This window comes from Pseudomonas capeferrum (assembly GCF_000731675.1).
Classification (GTDB): domain Bacteria; phylum Pseudomonadota; class Gammaproteobacteria; order Pseudomonadales; family Pseudomonadaceae; genus Aquipseudomonas; species Aquipseudomonas capeferrum.
Genome location: NZ_JMIT01000003.1, coordinates 964,208 through 980,821, shown reverse-complemented (window position 1 = coordinate 980,821; position 16,614 = coordinate 964,208). Strand labels below are relative to the sequence as shown.

Sequence of the window (16,614 nt, the reverse complement as noted above, 5' to 3'; positions counted from 1 at the left end):
GAATCAAGCAATTCGTGTGGGAGCTCATCAGCAGGCTGATGTCGTCGATTAAGGAGGTGATCCAGCCGCAGGTTCCCCTACGGCTACCTTGTTACGACTTCACCCCAGTCATGAATCACACCGTGGTAACCGTCCTCCCGAAGGTTAGACTAGCTACTTCTGGTGCAACCCACTCCCATGGTGTGACGGGCGGTGTGTACAAGGCCCGGGAACGTATTCACCGCGACATTCTGATTCGCGATTACTAGCGATTCCGACTTCACGCAGTCGAGTTGCAGACTGCGATCCGGACTACGATCGGTTTTGTGAGATTAGCTCCACCTCGCGGCTTGGCAACCCTCTGTACCGACCATTGTAGCACGTGTGTAGCCCAGGCCGTAAGGGCCATGATGACTTGACGTCATCCCCACCTTCCTCCGGTTTGTCACCGGCAGTCTCCTTAGAGTGCCCACCATAACGTGCTGGTAACTAAGGACAAGGGTTGCGCTCGTTACGGGACTTAACCCAACATCTCACGACACGAGCTGACGACAGCCATGCAGCACCTGTGTCAGAGTTCCCGAAGGCACCAATCCATCTCTGGAAAGTTCTCTGCATGTCAAGGCCTGGTAAGGTTCTTCGCGTTGCTTCGAATTAAACCACATGCTCCACCGCTTGTGCGGGCCCCCGTCAATTCATTTGAGTTTTAACCTTGCGGCCGTACTCCCCAGGCGGTCAACTTAATGCGTTAGCTGCGCCACTAAAATCTCAAGGATTCCAACGGCTAGTTGACATCGTTTACGGCGTGGACTACCAGGGTATCTAATCCTGTTTGCTCCCCACGCTTTCGCACCTCAGTGTCAGTATCAGTCCAGGTGGTCGCCTTCGCCACTGGTGTTCCTTCCTATATCTACGCATTTCACCGCTACACAGGAAATTCCACCACCCTCTACCGTACTCTAGCTTGCCAGTTTTGGATGCAGTTCCCAGGTTGAGCCCGGGGCTTTCACATTCAACTTAACAAACCACCTACGCGCGCTTTACGCCCAGTAATTCCGATTAACGCTTGCACCCTCTGTATTACCGCGGCTGCTGGCACAGAGTTAGCCGGTGCTTATTCTGTCGGTAACGTCAAAACAGCAAGGTATTCGCTTACTGCCCTTCCTCCCAACTTAAAGTGCTTTACAATCCGAAGACCTTCTTCACACACGCGGCATGGCTGGATCAGGCTTTCGCCCATTGTCCAATATTCCCCACTGCTGCCTCCCGTAGGAGTCTGGACCGTGTCTCAGTTCCAGTGTGACTGATCATCCTCTCAGACCAGTTACGGATCGTCGCCTTGGTGAGCCATTACCCCACCAACTAGCTAATCCGACCTAGGCTCATCTGATAGCGCAAGGCCCGAAGGTCCCCTGCTTTCTCCCGTAGGACGTATGCGGTATTAGCGTTCCTTTCGAAACGTTGTCCCCCACTATCAGGCAGATTCCTAGGCATTACTCACCCGTCCGCCGCTGAATCGAAGAGCAAGCTCTTCTCATCCGCTCGACTTGCATGTGTTAGGCCTGCCGCCAGCGTTCAATCTGAGCCATGATCAAACTCTTCAGTTCAATACTGCTTGGGTTTTTAAGAAACCCTAAACTTGGCTCAGCAATCTCAAATGACTATGTGATTTCTCGCATGGTCACTTGTGATGCTGATAATCTTTGTGACTATCAGTCCATACTCACAAGCACCCACACGAATTGCTTGATTCAATTTGTTAAAGAGCGGTTGGTTAAGAGCTTTTCGTCTCAACCGAGGGGCGCATTCTACGCTTTCCTCATTTGCTGTCAAGCGTTTATTTTGAAGTTTTTTGCGAGAAACTCGTTTAGCTTCAAACACTTGACTCGCYGCGATCTCTCGTAGCGGGAGGCGAATCATACAGCGTTTAGAAGCGCTGTCAACCACCATCTTAACCGCTGACGACCTTTCGATCGAAGCCCTTCAAACTTCGTCTTGACTATTTAACTCGTTGAATCTCAAGGAGTTTTTCGTTCCGACTACGCTGGAAGTGGGGCGCATTATAAGGGGATTCGAAATCGCGTCAACCCCTTAATTCCAATAAACTTTGATATCGCCGAAAAGCAAAGCGGGGAGGCCTTCGGCCTCCCCGCTATTTCGTTGCTTTATATAGCCTTAAAGCACCCCGGCACTGCGCAAGCGGTGTACCGCCTCGGCATCCAGCCCCAATACATCACTCAATACCGCCTCGGTATGCTCACCCAGCAGCGGTGGCGCCCGTCGGTACTCTACCGGTGTCTCCGACAGCCGAATCGGGCTGGCCACCTGCGGCACGCTCCCAGCCAGCGGGTGCGCGATACTCACCGCCAAGCCACGCGCCACTACCTGCGGGTCCTGGAACATCTGCGCCAGGTCATTGATAGGCCCGCAGGGCACACCAGCCGTCTCCAGCTGGCTCACCCATTCTGCAGTGGTCTTGAATACCGTTGCCTGACGAATCAACGGAATCAGCTCACCACGATTGGCAACCCGCAGCTTGTTGGTAGCGAAGCGCGGGTCATCCGCCCATTGCGGCTGCCCCGCCACCTCGGCGAACTTGCGAAACTGACTGTCGTTACCCACGGTAAGAATGAAATCGCCATCGGCCGTGGGGAAGTCCTGATAGGGCACGATGTTGGGATGCGCATTGCCCAGGCGCCGGGGCGGGTTGCCCGTAGTCAGGTAGTTCATGGCCTGGTTGGCCAGGCATGCCACCTGCACATCGAGCAATGCCATGTCGACATGCTGACCGATGCCGGTTTGATCCCGATGGGCGAGGGCGGCCAAGATAGCCACCGTCGAATACAGCCCAGTGAGGATGTCAGTCAGCGCCACGCCAACTTTCACCGGCCCCGCGCCTTCCTCGCCCTCAGGCCGCCCGGTCAGGCTCATCAGCCCGCCCAGGCCCTGGATCATGAAGTCATAGCCTGCGCGCTTGGCATAAGGCCCCGTCTGACCGAAGCCAGTAATGGAGCAATAGATAAGCTTCGGGTTGAGTGCCTTCAGGCTTTGGTAATCCAGCCCGTAGGCCGCCAGGCCACCTACCTTGAAGTTCTCGATGACGATATCCGACTTGGCCGCTAGCTCACGCACCAGGCGCTGACCTTCAGGCTGAGTGAAGTCGATCGTCACCGAACGCTTGTTGCGGTTGGCCGAAAGGTAATAAGCCGCCTCGCTGGTGTTCTCACCCTGGGCGTCCCGGAGAAAGGGCGGGCCCCACGAACGGGTATCATCGCCACTGCCCGGGCGCTCGACCTTGATCACGTCAGCACCAAGGTCAGCCAGAATCTGGCCAGACCAGGGGCCGGCCAACACGCGCGAAAGGTCCAGCACCCGCAGATGTGATAGCGCGCCCATGGGCTGGCTCCTTATTAATAGAAGGCCTGGATGCCGGTCTGTGCACGCCCCAGGATCAGCGCATGCACGTCATGGGTACCCTCATAGGTGTTGACCACCTCGAGGTTAACCAGGTGGCGGGCCACACCGAACTCGTCGGAAATGCCATTACCCCCGAGCATGTCGCGCGCCATGCGGGCGATATCCAGGGCCTTACCGCACGAGTTGCGCTTCATGATCGAAGTGATCTCGACAGCCGCCGTGCCTTCATCCTTCATACGCCCCAGGCGCAGGCAGCCCTGCAGTGCCAAGGTGATTTCGGTCTGCATGTCGGCGAGCTTTTTCTGGATCAACTGGTTGGCTGCAAGCGGGCGGCCGAACTGCTGACGGTCCAGGGTGTATTGACGCGCGGTATGCCAGCAGGCCTCGGCGGCGCCCAATGCCCCCCAGGAAATGCCATAGCGCGCCGAGTTCAAGCAGGTGAACGGGCCCTTGAGGCCACGCACGTCCGGGAAGATGTTCTCTTCAGGCACGAATACGTTGTCCATCACGATTTCGCCGGTGATCGAGGCGCGCAGGCCGACCTTGCCATGGATCGCCGGGGCACTGAGGCCTTCCCAGCCCTTTTCCAGCACGAAGCCGCGGATGTCGCCCGCGTCATCCTTGCCCCAGACCACGAACACATCGGCGATCGGGCTGTTGGTAATCCACATCTTGCTGCCGGTCAGGCGGTAGCCACCGTCGACCTTCCGGGCACGGGTGATCATCGAACCCGGGTCGGAGCCATGGTTAGGCTCGGTCAGGCCAAAGCAGCCGATCCATTCACCACTGGCCAGTTTGGGGAGGTACTTCTGCTTCTGCGCCTCGGTGCCAAATTCGTTGATCGGCACCATCACCAGGGAAGACTGCACGCTCATCATTGAGCGATAGCCCGAGTCGATGCGCTCTACCTCGCGTGCAATCAACCCGTAGCACACATAATTCAGGCCGCTGCCGCCGTACTGTTCGGGAATGGTCGCACCCAGCAAACCGATTTCGCCCATCTCGCGGAAGATTGCTGGGTCGGTTCGCTCATGGCGGAAGGCCTCGAGCACGCGCGGCGCCAGCTTGTCCTGGGCAAACTGATAAGCGCTGTCACGCACCATGCGCTCTTCTTCAGTGAGCTGCTGATCCAGCAACAGCGGATCGATCCAGTTGAAGCTTGCTTTACCGGCCATGAGCGAAATCCTCGATATAGAGAGAGCAAATTCTTGTGCCCTTGAGCCTAGGCCTGATCGGCTGCCGGGACAAACGAGGATTGCGCACGGATTAGTGATAATTTATCACTCCGTAAATCGGCAAAACGCCACATTGACAGCCTTACAAGTGAGGTTGACGTACATGCGCCGCAAGATCCCCAGTACCGCCGCCCTGGTCTGCTTCGAGGCGGCGGCGCGTAACGAGAGCTTTACCAAGGCTGCGCAAGAGCTTGCGCTGACCCAGGGCGCCGTTTGTCGGCAGATCGGTGGCCTGGAGGCCTTCCTTAATGTCGAACTGTTTCGTCGCTCACGGCGTGGGGTAAAGCTGACCGAGGCGGGCCTGTCTTATAGTCGCCAGGTCGCCGCGCAGCTGGATGCCGTTGAGCGCGACACCCTGTCAGTGATGCGCCAGCAAGGCGCCAACGTGATCGAACTGGCCGTGGTGCCGACCTTTGGCACCCAATGGCTGCTGCCCAGGCTCAAGGACTTCCAGCAGGGCCACCCGGACGTCACCGTCAACCTGACCAACCGCACCCGCCCGTTCCTGTTTGCCGACACCGCCTTTGATGCCGCCATCTATTTCGGTGATGCCGACTGGTCAGGCACCCAGTCGCACCGGCTGATGGGCGAGAACCCTGTACCCGTGTGCAGCCCGGCCATGCTGGACGGGCAGGGCATGCTCGACGCCCGGCGCATTGCGCAACTGCCCTTGCTGCAGCAGACCACACGCCCGTATGCCTGGCGACAGTGGTTCGCCAGCCTGGGCATGAACGTGGAGCGCGACATGACAGGCCCACGCTATGAACTATTCTCCATGCTCGCACAGGCGGCGATGCACGACATGGGCGTCGCGCTGATCCCACCCTTCCTGATCCAGCGTGAGTTGCAGGAGGGTAGGTTGGTGGTCGCTAACAGGCATGCCCTGAGCAGCGACAAGGCCTACTATCTGATGATTCCCGAGCGCAAGGTTGAGTCCGCTTCGCTGCGCGCCTTCCGCGACTGGCTGGTGGCACAAGCCAAGCAATACACGGCGTCAACGTAGGAATACGGTGCAACCTGACCCCGTAGTCAATTATTTTAAACACCTACAGATATATGTATTTGTCGCATATACGTAAACTGTTATGCAAGCCTGAAAATCCCCTTTAAGCCTTCTGACTACGCGGCTTTCAGGGCGAAATTGCGACATTCAGCAAGTCGTAAGCGAATTAGGGCCATTTTTTTTGATTTTTTCTCCTAATCTCCCAATAGCCCATGTTTGACGGGCTGCGACGGTAGGCTTGCGACATACGGTCACAGGGTGACTTGTAGTTTTAACTTCGTTTCGCTCCATAACCGGTTGTAGGCCCCCGGGTTCATCTGCAAAATGCCTGGCCCGCCTAGGACTCGGCGGGTTGACGCTCAACGACCGCACCAGCGCACCACCCGAAGTACGCTGGCTTCCACAAAGACAAAAGGTCACCGCAGGAGATAAAGTCGTGCACATTGGTGTTCCTCTCGAGACGCAGACGGGTGAGACAAGGGTCGCCGCGACCCCTGAAACCATCAAAAAACTGGTTGCTCAAGGCCATCAGGTCACCGTCCAACGGGGGGCAGGGCTAAACGCCAGCATTCCGGACAGTGCCTATGAGGCCGTGGGCGCCTCCCTGGGAAGCGCCGCCGACGCCTATGGCGCGCAACTCGTACTCAAAGTGGTCGCGCCCAATGATCAGGAGCTCGCGCTGATCAGCAGTGGCAGCCTGCTGGTGGGGATGCTCAACCCGTTCAACGGCGAACTGATCGGCAAGATGGCCGACCGCGGCATCACTGCCTTCGCCCTGGAAGCAGCGCCACGTACCTCACGTGCGCAAAGCCTCGACGTACTGTCGTCGCAGGCCAACATCGCCGGTTACAAGGCAGTGCTGCTGGCCGCTCACTACTACCCGCGCTTCATGCCCATGCTGATGACCGCTGCCGGCACCGTTAAGGCTGCCCGCGTGCTGATTCTGGGCGCCGGCGTTGCAGGGCTGCAGGCCATTGCCACGGCCAAGCGCATGGGCGCCGTGATCGAGGCCTCGGATGTGCGCCCCGCCGTCAAGGAGCAGATCGAATCGCTGGGCGCCAAGTTCATCGATGTGCCTTACGAAACCGACGAGGAGCGTGAGTGCGCCGAAGGCGTGGGTGGCTATGCGCGGCCGATGCCGGCCAGCTGGATGCAGCGCCAGGCCCAGGCCGTACACGAGCGCGCCAAGCAGGCCGATATCGTCATCACCACGGCACTGATCCCGGGCCGCAAGGCGCCAACCCTGCTCAGCGCTGAAACCGTCGCGCAAATGAAGCCGGGCTCGGTGGTCATCGACCTGGCGGCAGCCCAAGGCGGCAACTGCCCGCTGACCGTTGCCGACCAGGTGGTGCTGGAAAACGGCGTGACCATCGTCGGCCCCACCAACCTGCCAGCCCAGGTGGGGGCCGATGCGTCGGCGCTGTACGCACGCAACCTGCTGGACTTCATGAAGCTGTTGTTCGACAAGGACAACGCGCTGGTCATCAACCTCGAAGACGATATCGTCGCGGCCTGTCTCATGTGCCGCGACGGGCAAGTCGTCCGCAAGAACGGCTAAGGAGCACGACAATGGAAGACATGCTGATTTCCCATGGCATCTACAACCTGATCATCTTCGTGCTGGCCATCTATGTGGGCTACCACGTCGTGTGGAACGTTACCCCGGCATTGCACACGCCGCTGATGGCGGTCACCAACGCCATCTCCGCCATCGTCATCGTCGGCGCCATGCTGGCCGCCGCGCTGACCGTGACACCGGCCGGCAAGGTGATGGGTACGCTCGCCGTGGCCTTGGCCGCAGTCAACGTGTTCGGTGGCTTCCTGGTCACCCGTCGCATGCTTGAGATGTTCAAGAAGAAAGCCAAGAACGAGGCGAAGAAGTAAGCATGAGCATGAATCTGGTAACGCTTCTCTACCTGGTCGCCTCGATCTGCTTCATCCAGGCGCTCAAGGGCCTTTCGCACCCGACCACGTCACGCCGCGGCAACCTGTTCGGCATGATCGGCATGGGCTTAGCCATCATCACCACCGTTGGCCTCATCTATAAGCTGGGCGCAGAGCTTGCCACCGCCGGCATCGGCTATGTGATCGTCGGCCTGCTGGTCGGCGGCACCGCTGGCTCGGTCATGGCCAAGCGTGTCGAGATGACCAAGATGCCGGAGCTGGTCGCCTTCATGCACAGCATGATCGGCCTGGCTGCGGTATTCATCGCCATTGCCGCCGTGCTTGAGCCCCAGTCGATGGGCATCGTCGCCGCCATCAGCGACCCGATCCCCACCGGCAACCGCCTGGAGCTGTTCCTCGGTGCAGCCATTGGTGCCATCACCTTCTCGGGTTCGGTCATCGCCTTCGGCAAGCTGTCGGGCAAGTACAAGTTCCGCCTGTTCCAGGGCGCACCGGTACAGTTCACCGGCCAGCACAAGCTGAACCTGATCCTTGGCCTGACCACCATCGCCCTTGGCCTGCTGTTCACCTTCACCGGCCATTACAGTGCCTTCACCCTGATGCTGGCCCTGGCCTTCATCATGGGCGTACTGATCATTATCCCGATCGGTGGCGCGGACATGCCGGTGGTGGTGTCGATGCTCAACAGCTATTCGGGCTGGGCCGCTGCGGGTATCGGCTTCTCGCTGAACAACTCGATGCTGATCATTGCAGGCTCACTGGTCGGCTCCAGCGGTGCGATCCTCTCGTACATCATGTGCAAGGCGATGAACCGTTCGTTCTTCAACGTCATCCTCGGCGGCTTCGGTGGCGCGACGGATGTTGCAGGCCCAGCGGGGGCCCAGGAAGCTCGCCCGGTAAAATCCGGCTCGGCCGACGACGCCACCTTCCTGCTCAGCAATGCCGACACGGTGATCATCGTGCCTGGCTACGGCCTGGCGGTTGCCCGTGCCCAGCACGCGCTGAAAGAACTGACCGAGAAGCTGACCCACAACGGCGTGACTGTGAAGTACGCGATCCACCCGGTGGCAGGCCGTATGCCAGGGCACATGAACGTGCTGCTGGCCGAAGCCGAAGTGCCTTACGACCAGGTGTTCGAGATGGACGACATCAACGCCGAGTTCGGCCAGGCCGATGTGGTACTGGTGCTGGGCGCCAACGACGTGGTCAACCCGGCAGCGAAGAACGACCCCAAATCGCCGATTGCCGGCATGCCGATCCTTGAGGCGTTCAAGGCCAAGACCATCATCGTCAACAAGCGCTCCATGGCCAGTGGCTATGCAGGCCTGGACAACGAACTGTTCTACCTGGACAAGACCATGATGGTATTCGGTGATGCCAAGAAGGTAATCGAGGATATGGTCAAAGCAGTGGAATAACCCCACCGCGGTAAACCGTGCGCTATATAAGAAGCCCCGCCGAGAAATCTGCGGGGCTTTTTGCATTTGCCTGATCCAGATCAACGGCTCTACTTCCGGGCTTCTCATACGACCATGGTCGTGGGACGGCAACCGGCGAAATCTCTAGACTGCGCTCCAGTAGCTTCAGTAGCCTGAGATAACAATCCATGTACCGTGATCGTATCCGCTTGTCCTCCCTGCACAGCAAGGTAATGAGTGCGGCTGATGCCGCTGGTCTGATCGAGGACGGCATGACTGTCGGCATGAGCGGTTTCACCCGCGCCGGCGAAGCCAAAGCCGTACCCCATGCCCTGGCCGAACGTGCCAAGCAGTCGCCACTGAAAATCAGCTTGATGACCGGCGCCAGCCTGGGCAATGACCTGGACAAGCAGCTGACCGAGGCCGGCGTGCTGGCCCGCCGCATGCCCTTCCAGGTCGACAGCACCTTGCGCAAGGCCATCAACGATGGCCAGGTGATGTTCATCGACCAGCACCTTTCGGAAACCGTCGAACAACTGCGCAACCAGCAGCTCAAGCTGCCGGACATCGCGGTTATCGAAGCAGTGGCCATTACCGAGCAAGGCCACATCGTGCCGACCACCTCGGTGGGCAACTCGGCCAGCTTCGCGATCTTCGCCAAGCAAGTGATCGTCGAGATCAACCTGTCGCACAACGCCAACCTCGAAGGCCTGCACGACATCTATATCCCGACCTACCGCCCGACCCGCACACCGATCCCGTTGGTCAAGGTCGATGATCGCATCGGCAGCATGGCCATCCCGATCGACCCGGCCAAGATTGTCGGTATCGTCATCAGCGACCAGCCGGACTCGCCGTCCACCGTGTTGCCGCCTGACCACGAGACCCAAGGCATCGCCGACCACCTGATCAACTTCCTCAAGAAGGAAGTCGACGCCGGCCGCATGACCAACAAGCTCGGCCCGCTGCAGGCCGGTATCGGCAGCATCGCCAACGCGGTGATGTGCGGTTTGATCGATTCGCCGTTCGAAGACCTGACCATGTACTCCGAAGTACTGCAGGACTCGACCTTCGACCTGATCGACGCTGGCAAGCTGAGCTTCGCCTCGGGCAGCTCGATTACCTTGTCGTCCCGCCGCAATGCGGATGTGTTCGGCAACCTGGAGCGTTACAAGGACAAGCTGGTGCTGCGTCCGCAAGAGATCTCCAACCACCCCGAGGTGGTACGTCGCCTAGGCATCATCGGTATCAACACCGCACTGGAGTTCGATATCTACGGCAACGTCAACTCCACCCACGTCTGCGGCACGCGGATGATGAACGGCATCGGCGGTTCTGGCGATTTCGCCCGTAACGCCCACCTGGCGGTGTTCGTCACCAAGTCGATTGCCAAGGGGGGTGCGATTTCCAGCGTGGTGCCGATGGTCAGCCACGTTGACCACACCGAGCACGATGTCGACATTCTGGTCACCGAGCAGGGCCTGGCAGACTTGCGCGGCCTGGCGCCACGCGAGCGCGCCCGGGCGATCATCGACAACTGTGTGCACCCGGATTACCGCGCAGCGCTTAACGATTACTTCGAGCGTGCGTGCCAACGGGGTGGCCATACCCCGCACATTCTGCGCGAGGCGCTGAGCTGGCACGAAAACCTGGAAGAAACTGGGCGCATGCTCGCCAGTTGATCGGTTGGGAGGGGGCTGCTGCACAGCAGCCCTTTCGCGACGCAAGGTCGCCCCACTAGCAGCCCTAATAAACTGTACTACTGTACTGGTCATCACGCTTCAAGCCCGCCTTCACAAACCTCTCTCTACTCATTAACGCACCATAAAAGTGCAGACCAGTACAGTTGCGCCTATTTCGAGTGCAACAGTAGGATTACACAGTTAACTGAACCATCGTAATGCAACAGAACTGTATCTACTGTTATGGACAAGAGAGGAGGATCATTGGCATCAGTTAAATCACTACCTAATCCCGCCATAAGCGGAAGGATGAAACATCATGGAACGTACACTCAGTTCCGGTCTGGTTTTTGAAAGCAACGCCCAGCAATCCAACGCTTCAATGCCTCTGCGCGCTCTGTCCACCCTGCTGCTGTGGCAGCGTCGCATGGCCAGCCGCCGTCAACTGGCTCGCCTGGACTCCCGCCTGCTGGCCGACGCCGGTATCAGCGAGTCGCAGCGTCACGAAGAGCTGAGCAAGCCTTTCTGGCGCTAAGCTCCGGCTTGCCGGCTGCGGCCGGCACCGCAAATTCCAAAACCCGTTGCAGATGACTGCAACGGGTTTTTTGTGTCTGACCCTCGTGCTAGAGCACTTGGCAGCACAACAGGTACAGTTTATTTAAAATCATAAACACACCAGCACAGTTTTTGAGCGCGCCGTTCATTAACATCCAGAAACACCGGCGCGTGATACGCTTGGCTTAACAGTCTGGTAGAACCGGATGTTGAAAAGTACCGAGGCGCGCAGTGCGAGCGTCCGATTAGCAGAATCCCCAGGAGTCCACGATCATGTCCCGTAAACATCTGATTGGCGCCGCCCTGATGCTGAGCCTGGCAGGCACCGCCAGCGCCACCAGCTTCGTCGTCACCACCGACGCAGTCGTGGGCGCTGTAGCCGCCTCGACCGACGCCACTTCCGACGTGTCTTCGTCGTTCCGCGACGACAAGATCGTCCAGGCCGCCCGTGACGACGCCGCCAGCTTCGTCGGCAGCCAAGGCGCTATTCGCGGCGCCAAGCTGGAAAGCGCCTTCCTGCACATTCGTGGGCAGATGCCAACCCTGCAGGCCAGCGACGCACAGTTGGCACAGGCCATCCTGGCGCTCTGACCTGCAACTGAGCCGTGCGGCTCGTGGGGTTCGCCCGCACAGCCGCACGCGCCTTCACGCCCACGTTTCAAGCCTTTAGAAGCCCATGCGTTATCTTTTGCCGTTTTTGTTCGCCGCCGTTGGCGTGCCCCTGAGCATGGCAAGTGCCCATGCCATGGACACCACCACACAAAGCCTGGTCATCACCGGCTATGTCACCAGCCAAGTCACCACCGCGCCGTTTGACCGCAAGCTGGTCAGCCAGGCCCGTGACGATGCAGCAGCATTCGTCGCCAGCGATGGCATGATTCGCGGTGCGCGCCTGGAAGCGGCTCTCGATTCACTGCGCCACCCCTGTGCACGGCAGGCTGTCGGCGACCTGGAACTGGCGCAGGCAATTCTCGTCCAATGACTACACCTGACTCCCTGTATTTTTCGGAGATGCTCCATGCGTAAACCGCTGATCGCCGCTACCCTCGGCATGCTGCTGCTGGCCGACCTGGCCCAGGCACAGACTCTGGTGGCCACCAGCAATATCATCGTGCGCGCCTTCGGCCGCTCGATCGATTTCACCTCAGACACCACTACATCGATCCGTGACTCCAAAGTCGTGCGTGAAGCGCACGACGATGCTGCCAGCTTCGTCGCCAGCAACGGTGACATCCGTGGCGCCCAACTCGAGGCTGCCTTCAACACCCTGCGCGAGCGCCTGCCTGAAGCGCGTGGCGCCAGCGACCAGGTACTGGCCGAAGCCATCCTGGCACTGTGAACCAGGTGCGTGCCTGGCTGCTCGGCTGCGCCCTGACGCTGCTCGGTACGCCCGCCCTGGCCGACCTGCAGCTGGTGCTGCAGGCTTCCGGCCTCGACCCTCAACAAACTCAAGCCAGCCAGGCACTGCTCGACGAAGCGCTGGGCAAGCTGCCGCCGCGCTTCAAACAGCAACTGGACCGGCGTGTGCTGGTCAGCTGGAGCGCGCGCATGCCTGCCGACGCGTATGGTCAGGCATCGCTGGTTTCCACCCTGGAGCTCAACAGCCGCCTGTTGCCAGGGCTGGCTGATGGCAGCGCCGCCCACGAACGTACCGACCGCCCGCATGGCACCGTGCGGGAGGAGTTGTTGGCCACTGTGCTGCATGAGCTGACCCACATTTACGACCGCGCACGGCTATGGCCCGCTACCGAGCGCTCGCTGATCGCCCGCTGCAAGCGCCAGCAGGGCACCGTGGGCAAAGTCGGCCTGCCAGAGGTGTGCCGCGGCCAGGCCGAGCGGCGCTTCACCTTGAGCGATGACCCGCGCCTGCTCGACCTTGCCGGCTGGCAGCAGTATGTCGGCCGCCGTGGCGAACGCGAGCAGCACAACGGCCAGTTCGTGCGCAGCCCCGACAGCTATGAGCTGAGCAGCCCCAAGGAATTCATCGCGGTCAACATGGAGTACTTCCTCCTCGACCCGAGCTATGCCTGCCGGCGCCCAGCCTTGAACCAGTACCTGCGCGACCACTTCGGCTGGGCCCCCGAGCAACAAGCCTGTGCCAAAGGCCTGCCGTTCCTCAATGCCGGCAGCGACTTCGCCCGCCAGCCGCTGGGCGAGATCGACCCCGAGCGCGTCTATGAAGTCGACTACCTGCTGGCCGAAGCCAATCAGAACTGGGTCAGCCGCTGGGGCCACAGCATGCTGCGCCTGGTCATCTGCAAGCCTGGCCGGCCGCGCGGCCCGGATTGCCGCCTGGACCTCGACCAGCACCTGGTGCTGTCGTACCGCGCCTTCGTCAACGATGTGCAGCTGTCCAGTTGGGACGGCCTGGTCGGCGCTTACCCGTCGCGGCTGTTCGTGCTGCCCTTGGGCCAGGTGATCGATGAATACACCAAGACCGAGCTGCGCAGCCTGGCCTCGATCCCGCTCAGGCTCGACCGCCAGGAAGTCGAGAACCTGGTGCGCCAGGCCGCAGAAATGCACTGGAGCTACGACGGCAATTACTACTTCCTGTCCAACAACTGCGCGGTCGAGTCGCTGAAACTGCTACGCAGCGGCACGGCTAACCCACGCCTGAACGACCTGGACAGCATCATGCCCAACGGCTTGCTGGAGGTGCTCAAAGGGCGGGGCATTGCCGATACCCGTGTGCTCGATGACCCGCGCGAAGCGCTGCGCCTGGGTTACCGCTTCGACTCCTACCGCGACCGCTACCAGGCCATGTTCGACGTGCTGAAAAAACAGCTGCCGATCAAGCAGGACAAGGTCGAGGACTGGCTGGCCCTGGATGCCGAGCAGCGCCGCAGCTGGTTCGCCCAGGCCGACCTACGCACCAGCGCCGCCTTGCTGCTGCTGGAACAGGCCAGCTTGCGGCGCCAGCTGTTGCTGGCCCAGGACGAAGTCAAGCAGCGCTACCTGAACGCTGCTGCACTGAAGGATGGCAGCATCGACAAGGCCAACCAGACGCTGCAGCAGATGCTCGCCAACAGCGGTTTTCTCAGCCGCCCGGCAGAACTGCTCGATGCCAAAGGCTACGGCTTGCCGCAGCCTGATGAGCGCAAGCACCTGGAGAAGGTCAGCAGCGAGCGGCAGGCCCAGTTGCTGCGGCTGAGCACCGACCTGGACAAAGAGGTGAGGGCGCTGCTGGACCCGTCGCGGGCCAAGGAAATTGCCGCGATCGAGGCCAACGTGAAGCAAGTGGGCGAGCATTTGCGGGCATTGCACAAGGCCGCAGGTGGGCTGCAGTTGTAGGAGCGGCCTTGCCGGGGCGCCGGGCCGGTCGGAACACAAAAAAACTGACAGTCCCAAATCCCGGGGCCGCTGCGCAGCCCTTTCGCGACGCAAGGCCGCTCCTACAAGCTTTCCTCAGCCTCGCCCGGCAAGTCCTCATCCAGGTGCAACCAGGGCAACCGGCTACCAATCCAGATATGCCGGTTGGCCCGTACCCGTTCCGGGTGGTCCAGCGTCGCCACCGTCACATCGATGCTGTGCGGGCTGTGCGCAGTGACCAGTGCCACATGCGCCCCGCAATGCCCACAGAAGTACCGGCTGCAACTGGCCGGTGCCACGTAGCAGTTCGGCTCGCCCGCCAACCATTGAAAACCCGAGCGGGGCAGAGTCAGCCAGGTCACCACCAAACCACCACTGACCCGCCGACAAATCGTGCAATGGCAGTGGGCAACATCCGTCAGCGCGCCCTCCAACCGATAACGCAAGGCGCCACAATGGCAGCCACCCTCGGTCACATCCTGCATCACCTACCTCCTGTCGCCTTTGTCTCAGCGAAAGCTGGCTGAAAGCTTGCCCTCATAGGATAGCGCCCACTACCGGCACAAGACCGGTCAGCCAGGGCATCCGGAATTTTCCGCGCCCGGCCCAATCAACAACAACAATGGTGATTCTGATGTATTCCTGTGCCCGCCTTCTCGTAGTGCCCCTTCGCAAGCTCCCTGCGCAGCGCCCGACGCGCTGATCCGCCCGAATCGACTGTCCTTTCGCCGCGCCACGCCTGGAGTATTGCCATGCTGACCTTCCTCGGCTTTGCCATGGTCATCACCTTCATGTACCTGATCATGACCAAGCGCCTGTCGGCCTTGATCGCGCTGATCCTGGTACCGATCCTGTTCGCCCTGTTCGGTGGTTTTTCCGCCAAGATCGGCCCGATGATGCTCGAAGGCATCAGCAAACTCGCGCCCACCGGCGTGATGTTGATGTTCGCCATTCTCTATTTCGCCCTGATGATCGACTCTGGCCTGTTCGACCCGGCCGTGCGCAAGATCCTCAAGCTGGTCAAAGGTGACCCGCTAAAAGTCTCGGTGGGCACCGCCGTGCTGGCCCTGGTGGTCTCGCTCGACGGTGACGGCGCCACCACCTACATGATCTGCTGCGCCGCCATGTTGCCGATGTACAGCCGCTTGGGCATGAGCCCGCGGATCATGGCCGGGCTGATCATTCTCGCCGGCGGTGTGATGAACATGACCCCGTGGGGTGGCCCGACCGCCCGCGCCGCCAGCGCCCTGCACGTGGACCCATCGGACATTTTCGTGCCGATGATCCCGGCGATGCTGTTCGGCGTGCTGGCGATCCTGGCCATTGCCTATATGTACGGCAAACGCGAGCGCGCTCGTCTGGGTGAACTGCACCTGCCGACCGACGACATCGACCACAGCGAAATCACCGTTTCGCAGTACCCGGATGCGCGTCGCCCCAAGCTCCTGTACTTCAACGGCGCCCTGACCGCAGCCCTGATGGTTGCCCTGATCGCAGGCGTACTGCCACTGCCGGTGCTGTTCATGATCGCCTTCAGCATCGCCATGATCGTCAACTACCCCTGCCTGCAACAGCAGAAAGATCGCATTGCCGCCCATGCCGGCAGCGTGCTGGCCGTCACCGGGCTGATCTTCGCCGCAGGTATCTTCACCGGCATCCTGTCGGGCACCGGCATGGTCGATGCCATGTCCAAGAGCCTGCTGGCGGTCATCCCCGATGCAATGGGTCCGTACCTGGCGGTGATCACTGCGATCGTGAGCATGCCGTTCACCTTCTTCATGTCCAACGACGCCTTCTACTACGGCGTGTTGCCGGTGCTTGCCGAAGCGGCGAGCCACTATGGCATCAGCCCGGTCGAGATGGCCCGTGCGTCGATCGTCGGCCAGCCGGTACACCTGCTCAGCCCCCTGGTACCCTCCACCTACCTGCTGGTGGCCCTGGCCGGCATCGAATTCGGCGACCACCAGCGCTTCACCTTGAAGTGGGCAGTTCTGGTGTGCCTGTGCATAATGCTCGCCGCATTGCTGATGGGCATTTTCCCGCTGTTCAGTAGTCTTTAATAAACACGTATTACCCTACCGCGACGCGCCCCTTGTCCGGGCGCGTCGCCT

General features: G+C 60.4%; 14 protein-coding genes and 1 rRNA gene. 11 read left to right on the top strand and 4 right to left on the bottom strand.

The genetic code is table 11. The features are described 5' to 3' along the window. Nucleotides 1-49 precede the first annotated feature (49 nt). From PC358_RS22115 to PC358_RS22105, 3 genes are all read right to left on the bottom strand, one after another. Nucleotides 50-1,586: ribosomal RNA gene (locus tag PC358_RS22115) — 16S ribosomal RNA — on the bottom strand. 568 nt (nucleotides 1,587-2,154) lie between these two features. Then, on the bottom strand, nucleotides 2,155-3,375 hold the full coding sequence (locus PC358_RS22110) for a CaiB/BaiF CoA transferase family protein (RefSeq protein ID WP_033702566.1): 1,221 nt from the start codon (nucleotides 3,373-3,375) through the stop codon (nucleotides 2,155-2,157). Between the two features lie 14 nt (nucleotides 3,376-3,389). Continuing rightward, entirely contained in the window at nucleotides 3,390-4,571 is a 1,182-nt protein-coding gene (locus tag PC358_RS22105) for an acyl-CoA dehydrogenase (protein ID WP_033702565.1), read from the bottom strand. 163 nt (nucleotides 4,572-4,734) lie between these two features. Here PC358_RS22105 and PC358_RS22100 point away from each other — a divergent pair, with 163 nt between their 5' ends. The 10 genes from PC358_RS22100 to PC358_RS22055 all read left to right on the top strand — a co-directional run bounded on the left by PC358_RS22100 (nucleotide 4,735) and on the right by PC358_RS22055 (nucleotide 14,485). Then, on the top strand, nucleotides 4,735-5,634 hold the full coding sequence (locus PC358_RS22100) for a LysR family transcriptional regulator (protein ID WP_033702564.1): 900 nt from the start codon (nucleotides 4,735-4,737) through the stop codon (nucleotides 5,632-5,634). 436 nt (nucleotides 5,635-6,070) lie between these two features. After that, nucleotides 6,071-7,192, top strand: coding sequence for a Re/Si-specific NAD(P)(+) transhydrogenase subunit alpha (locus PC358_RS22095; RefSeq protein ID WP_033702563.1), 1,122 nt, complete (start codon nucleotides 6,071-6,073; stop codon nucleotides 7,190-7,192). 11 nt (nucleotides 7,193-7,203) lie between these two features. Beyond that, nucleotides 7,204-7,518, top strand: a complete 315-nt coding sequence (locus PC358_RS22090; protein WP_033702562.1) for an NAD(P) transhydrogenase subunit alpha part 2 — start codon at nucleotides 7,204-7,206, stop codon at nucleotides 7,516-7,518. 2 nt (nucleotides 7,519-7,520) lie between these two features. After that, nucleotides 7,521-8,957: an NAD(P)(+) transhydrogenase (Re/Si-specific) subunit beta gene (locus PC358_RS22085; protein ID WP_033702561.1), complete on the top strand. Its 1,437-nt coding sequence runs from the start codon at nucleotides 7,521-7,523 to the stop codon at nucleotides 8,955-8,957. A gap of 188 nt (nucleotides 8,958-9,145) precedes the next feature. Further along, on the top strand, nucleotides 9,146-10,639 hold the full coding sequence (locus PC358_RS22080; RefSeq protein ID WP_033702560.1) for an acetyl-CoA hydrolase/transferase family protein: 1,494 nt from the start codon (nucleotides 9,146-9,148) through the stop codon (nucleotides 10,637-10,639). A 319-nt stretch (nucleotides 10,640-10,958) separates the two neighbouring features. Continuing rightward, entirely contained in the window at nucleotides 10,959-11,174 is a 216-nt protein-coding gene (locus tag PC358_RS22075; protein ID WP_033702559.1) for a DUF1127 domain-containing protein, read from the top strand. Between the two features lie 293 nt (nucleotides 11,175-11,467). Next, nucleotides 11,468-11,785 carry a DUF2388 domain-containing protein gene (locus tag PC358_RS22070; protein WP_033702558.1) on the top strand — a complete coding sequence of 106 codons (318 nt, stop codon included), beginning with the start codon at nucleotides 11,468-11,470 and terminating at the stop codon, nucleotides 11,783-11,785. 85 nt (nucleotides 11,786-11,870) lie between these two features. Further along, nucleotides 11,871-12,176 carry a DUF2388 domain-containing protein gene (locus tag PC358_RS22065; protein ID WP_033702557.1) on the top strand — a complete coding sequence of 102 codons (306 nt, stop codon included), beginning with the start codon at nucleotides 11,871-11,873 and terminating at the stop codon, nucleotides 12,174-12,176. A gap of 36 nt (nucleotides 12,177-12,212) precedes the next feature. Next, nucleotides 12,213-12,533, top strand: a complete 321-nt coding sequence (locus tag PC358_RS22060; protein ID WP_027591949.1) for a DUF2388 domain-containing protein — start codon at nucleotides 12,213-12,215, stop codon at nucleotides 12,531-12,533. Next, a complete protein-coding gene (locus tag PC358_RS22055; protein WP_033702556.1) occupies nucleotides 12,530-14,485 on the top strand; it encodes a DUF7844 domain-containing protein in 1,956 nt (651 codons plus the stop codon). The genes PC358_RS22060 and PC358_RS22055 overlap by 4 nt, the downstream gene beginning before the upstream one ends. Nucleotides 14,486-14,586: 101 nt before the next feature. Here PC358_RS22055 and PC358_RS22050 read toward each other — a convergent pair whose 3' ends face one another. Further along, on the bottom strand, nucleotides 14,587-14,988 hold the full coding sequence (locus PC358_RS22050) for a GFA family protein (RefSeq protein ID WP_033702555.1): 402 nt from the start codon (nucleotides 14,986-14,988) through the stop codon (nucleotides 14,587-14,589). A gap of 267 nt (nucleotides 14,989-15,255) precedes the next feature. Here PC358_RS22050 and PC358_RS22045 point away from each other — a divergent pair, with 267 nt between their 5' ends. Beyond that, nucleotides 15,256-16,563, top strand: a complete 1,308-nt coding sequence (locus PC358_RS22045; protein WP_033702554.1) for a CitMHS family transporter — start codon at nucleotides 15,256-15,258, stop codon at nucleotides 16,561-16,563. Nucleotides 16,564-16,614 lie beyond the last annotated feature (51 nt).

Excerpts from the sequence above, each read along its gene's own strand:
- PC358_RS22110 (WP_033702566.1), bottom strand. The coding sequence starts at position 3,375 with ATGGGCGCGCTATCACATCTGCGGGTGCTGGACCTTTCGCGCGTGTTG.
- PC358_RS22105 (WP_033702565.1), bottom strand. The coding sequence starts at position 4,571 with ATGGCCGGTAAAGCAAGCTTCAACTGGATCGATCCGCTGTTGCTGGAT.
- PC358_RS22100 (WP_033702564.1), top strand. The coding sequence starts at position 4,735 with ATGCGCCGCAAGATCCCCAGTACCGCCGCCCTGGTCTGCTTCGAGGCG.
- PC358_RS22090 (WP_033702562.1), top strand. The coding sequence starts at position 7,204 with ATGGAAGACATGCTGATTTCCCATGGCATCTACAACCTGATCATCTTC.
- PC358_RS22085 (WP_033702561.1), top strand. The coding sequence starts at position 7,521 with ATGAGCATGAATCTGGTAACGCTTCTCTACCTGGTCGCCTCGATCTGC.
- PC358_RS22080 (WP_033702560.1), top strand. The coding sequence starts at position 9,146 with ATGTACCGTGATCGTATCCGCTTGTCCTCCCTGCACAGCAAGGTAATG.
- PC358_RS22075 (WP_033702559.1), top strand. The coding sequence starts at position 10,959 with ATGGAACGTACACTCAGTTCCGGTCTGGTTTTTGAAAGCAACGCCCAG.
- PC358_RS22070 (WP_033702558.1), top strand. The coding sequence starts at position 11,468 with ATGTCCCGTAAACATCTGATTGGCGCCGCCCTGATGCTGAGCCTGGCA.
- PC358_RS22065 (WP_033702557.1), top strand. The coding sequence starts at position 11,871 with ATGCGTTATCTTTTGCCGTTTTTGTTCGCCGCCGTTGGCGTGCCCCTG.
- PC358_RS22060 (WP_027591949.1), top strand. The coding sequence starts at position 12,213 with ATGCGTAAACCGCTGATCGCCGCTACCCTCGGCATGCTGCTGCTGGCC.
- PC358_RS22050 (WP_033702555.1), bottom strand. The coding sequence starts at position 14,988 with ATGCAGGATGTGACCGAGGGTGGCTGCCATTGTGGCGCCTTGCGTTAT.
- PC358_RS22045 (WP_033702554.1), top strand. The coding sequence starts at position 15,256 with ATGCTGACCTTCCTCGGCTTTGCCATGGTCATCACCTTCATGTACCTG.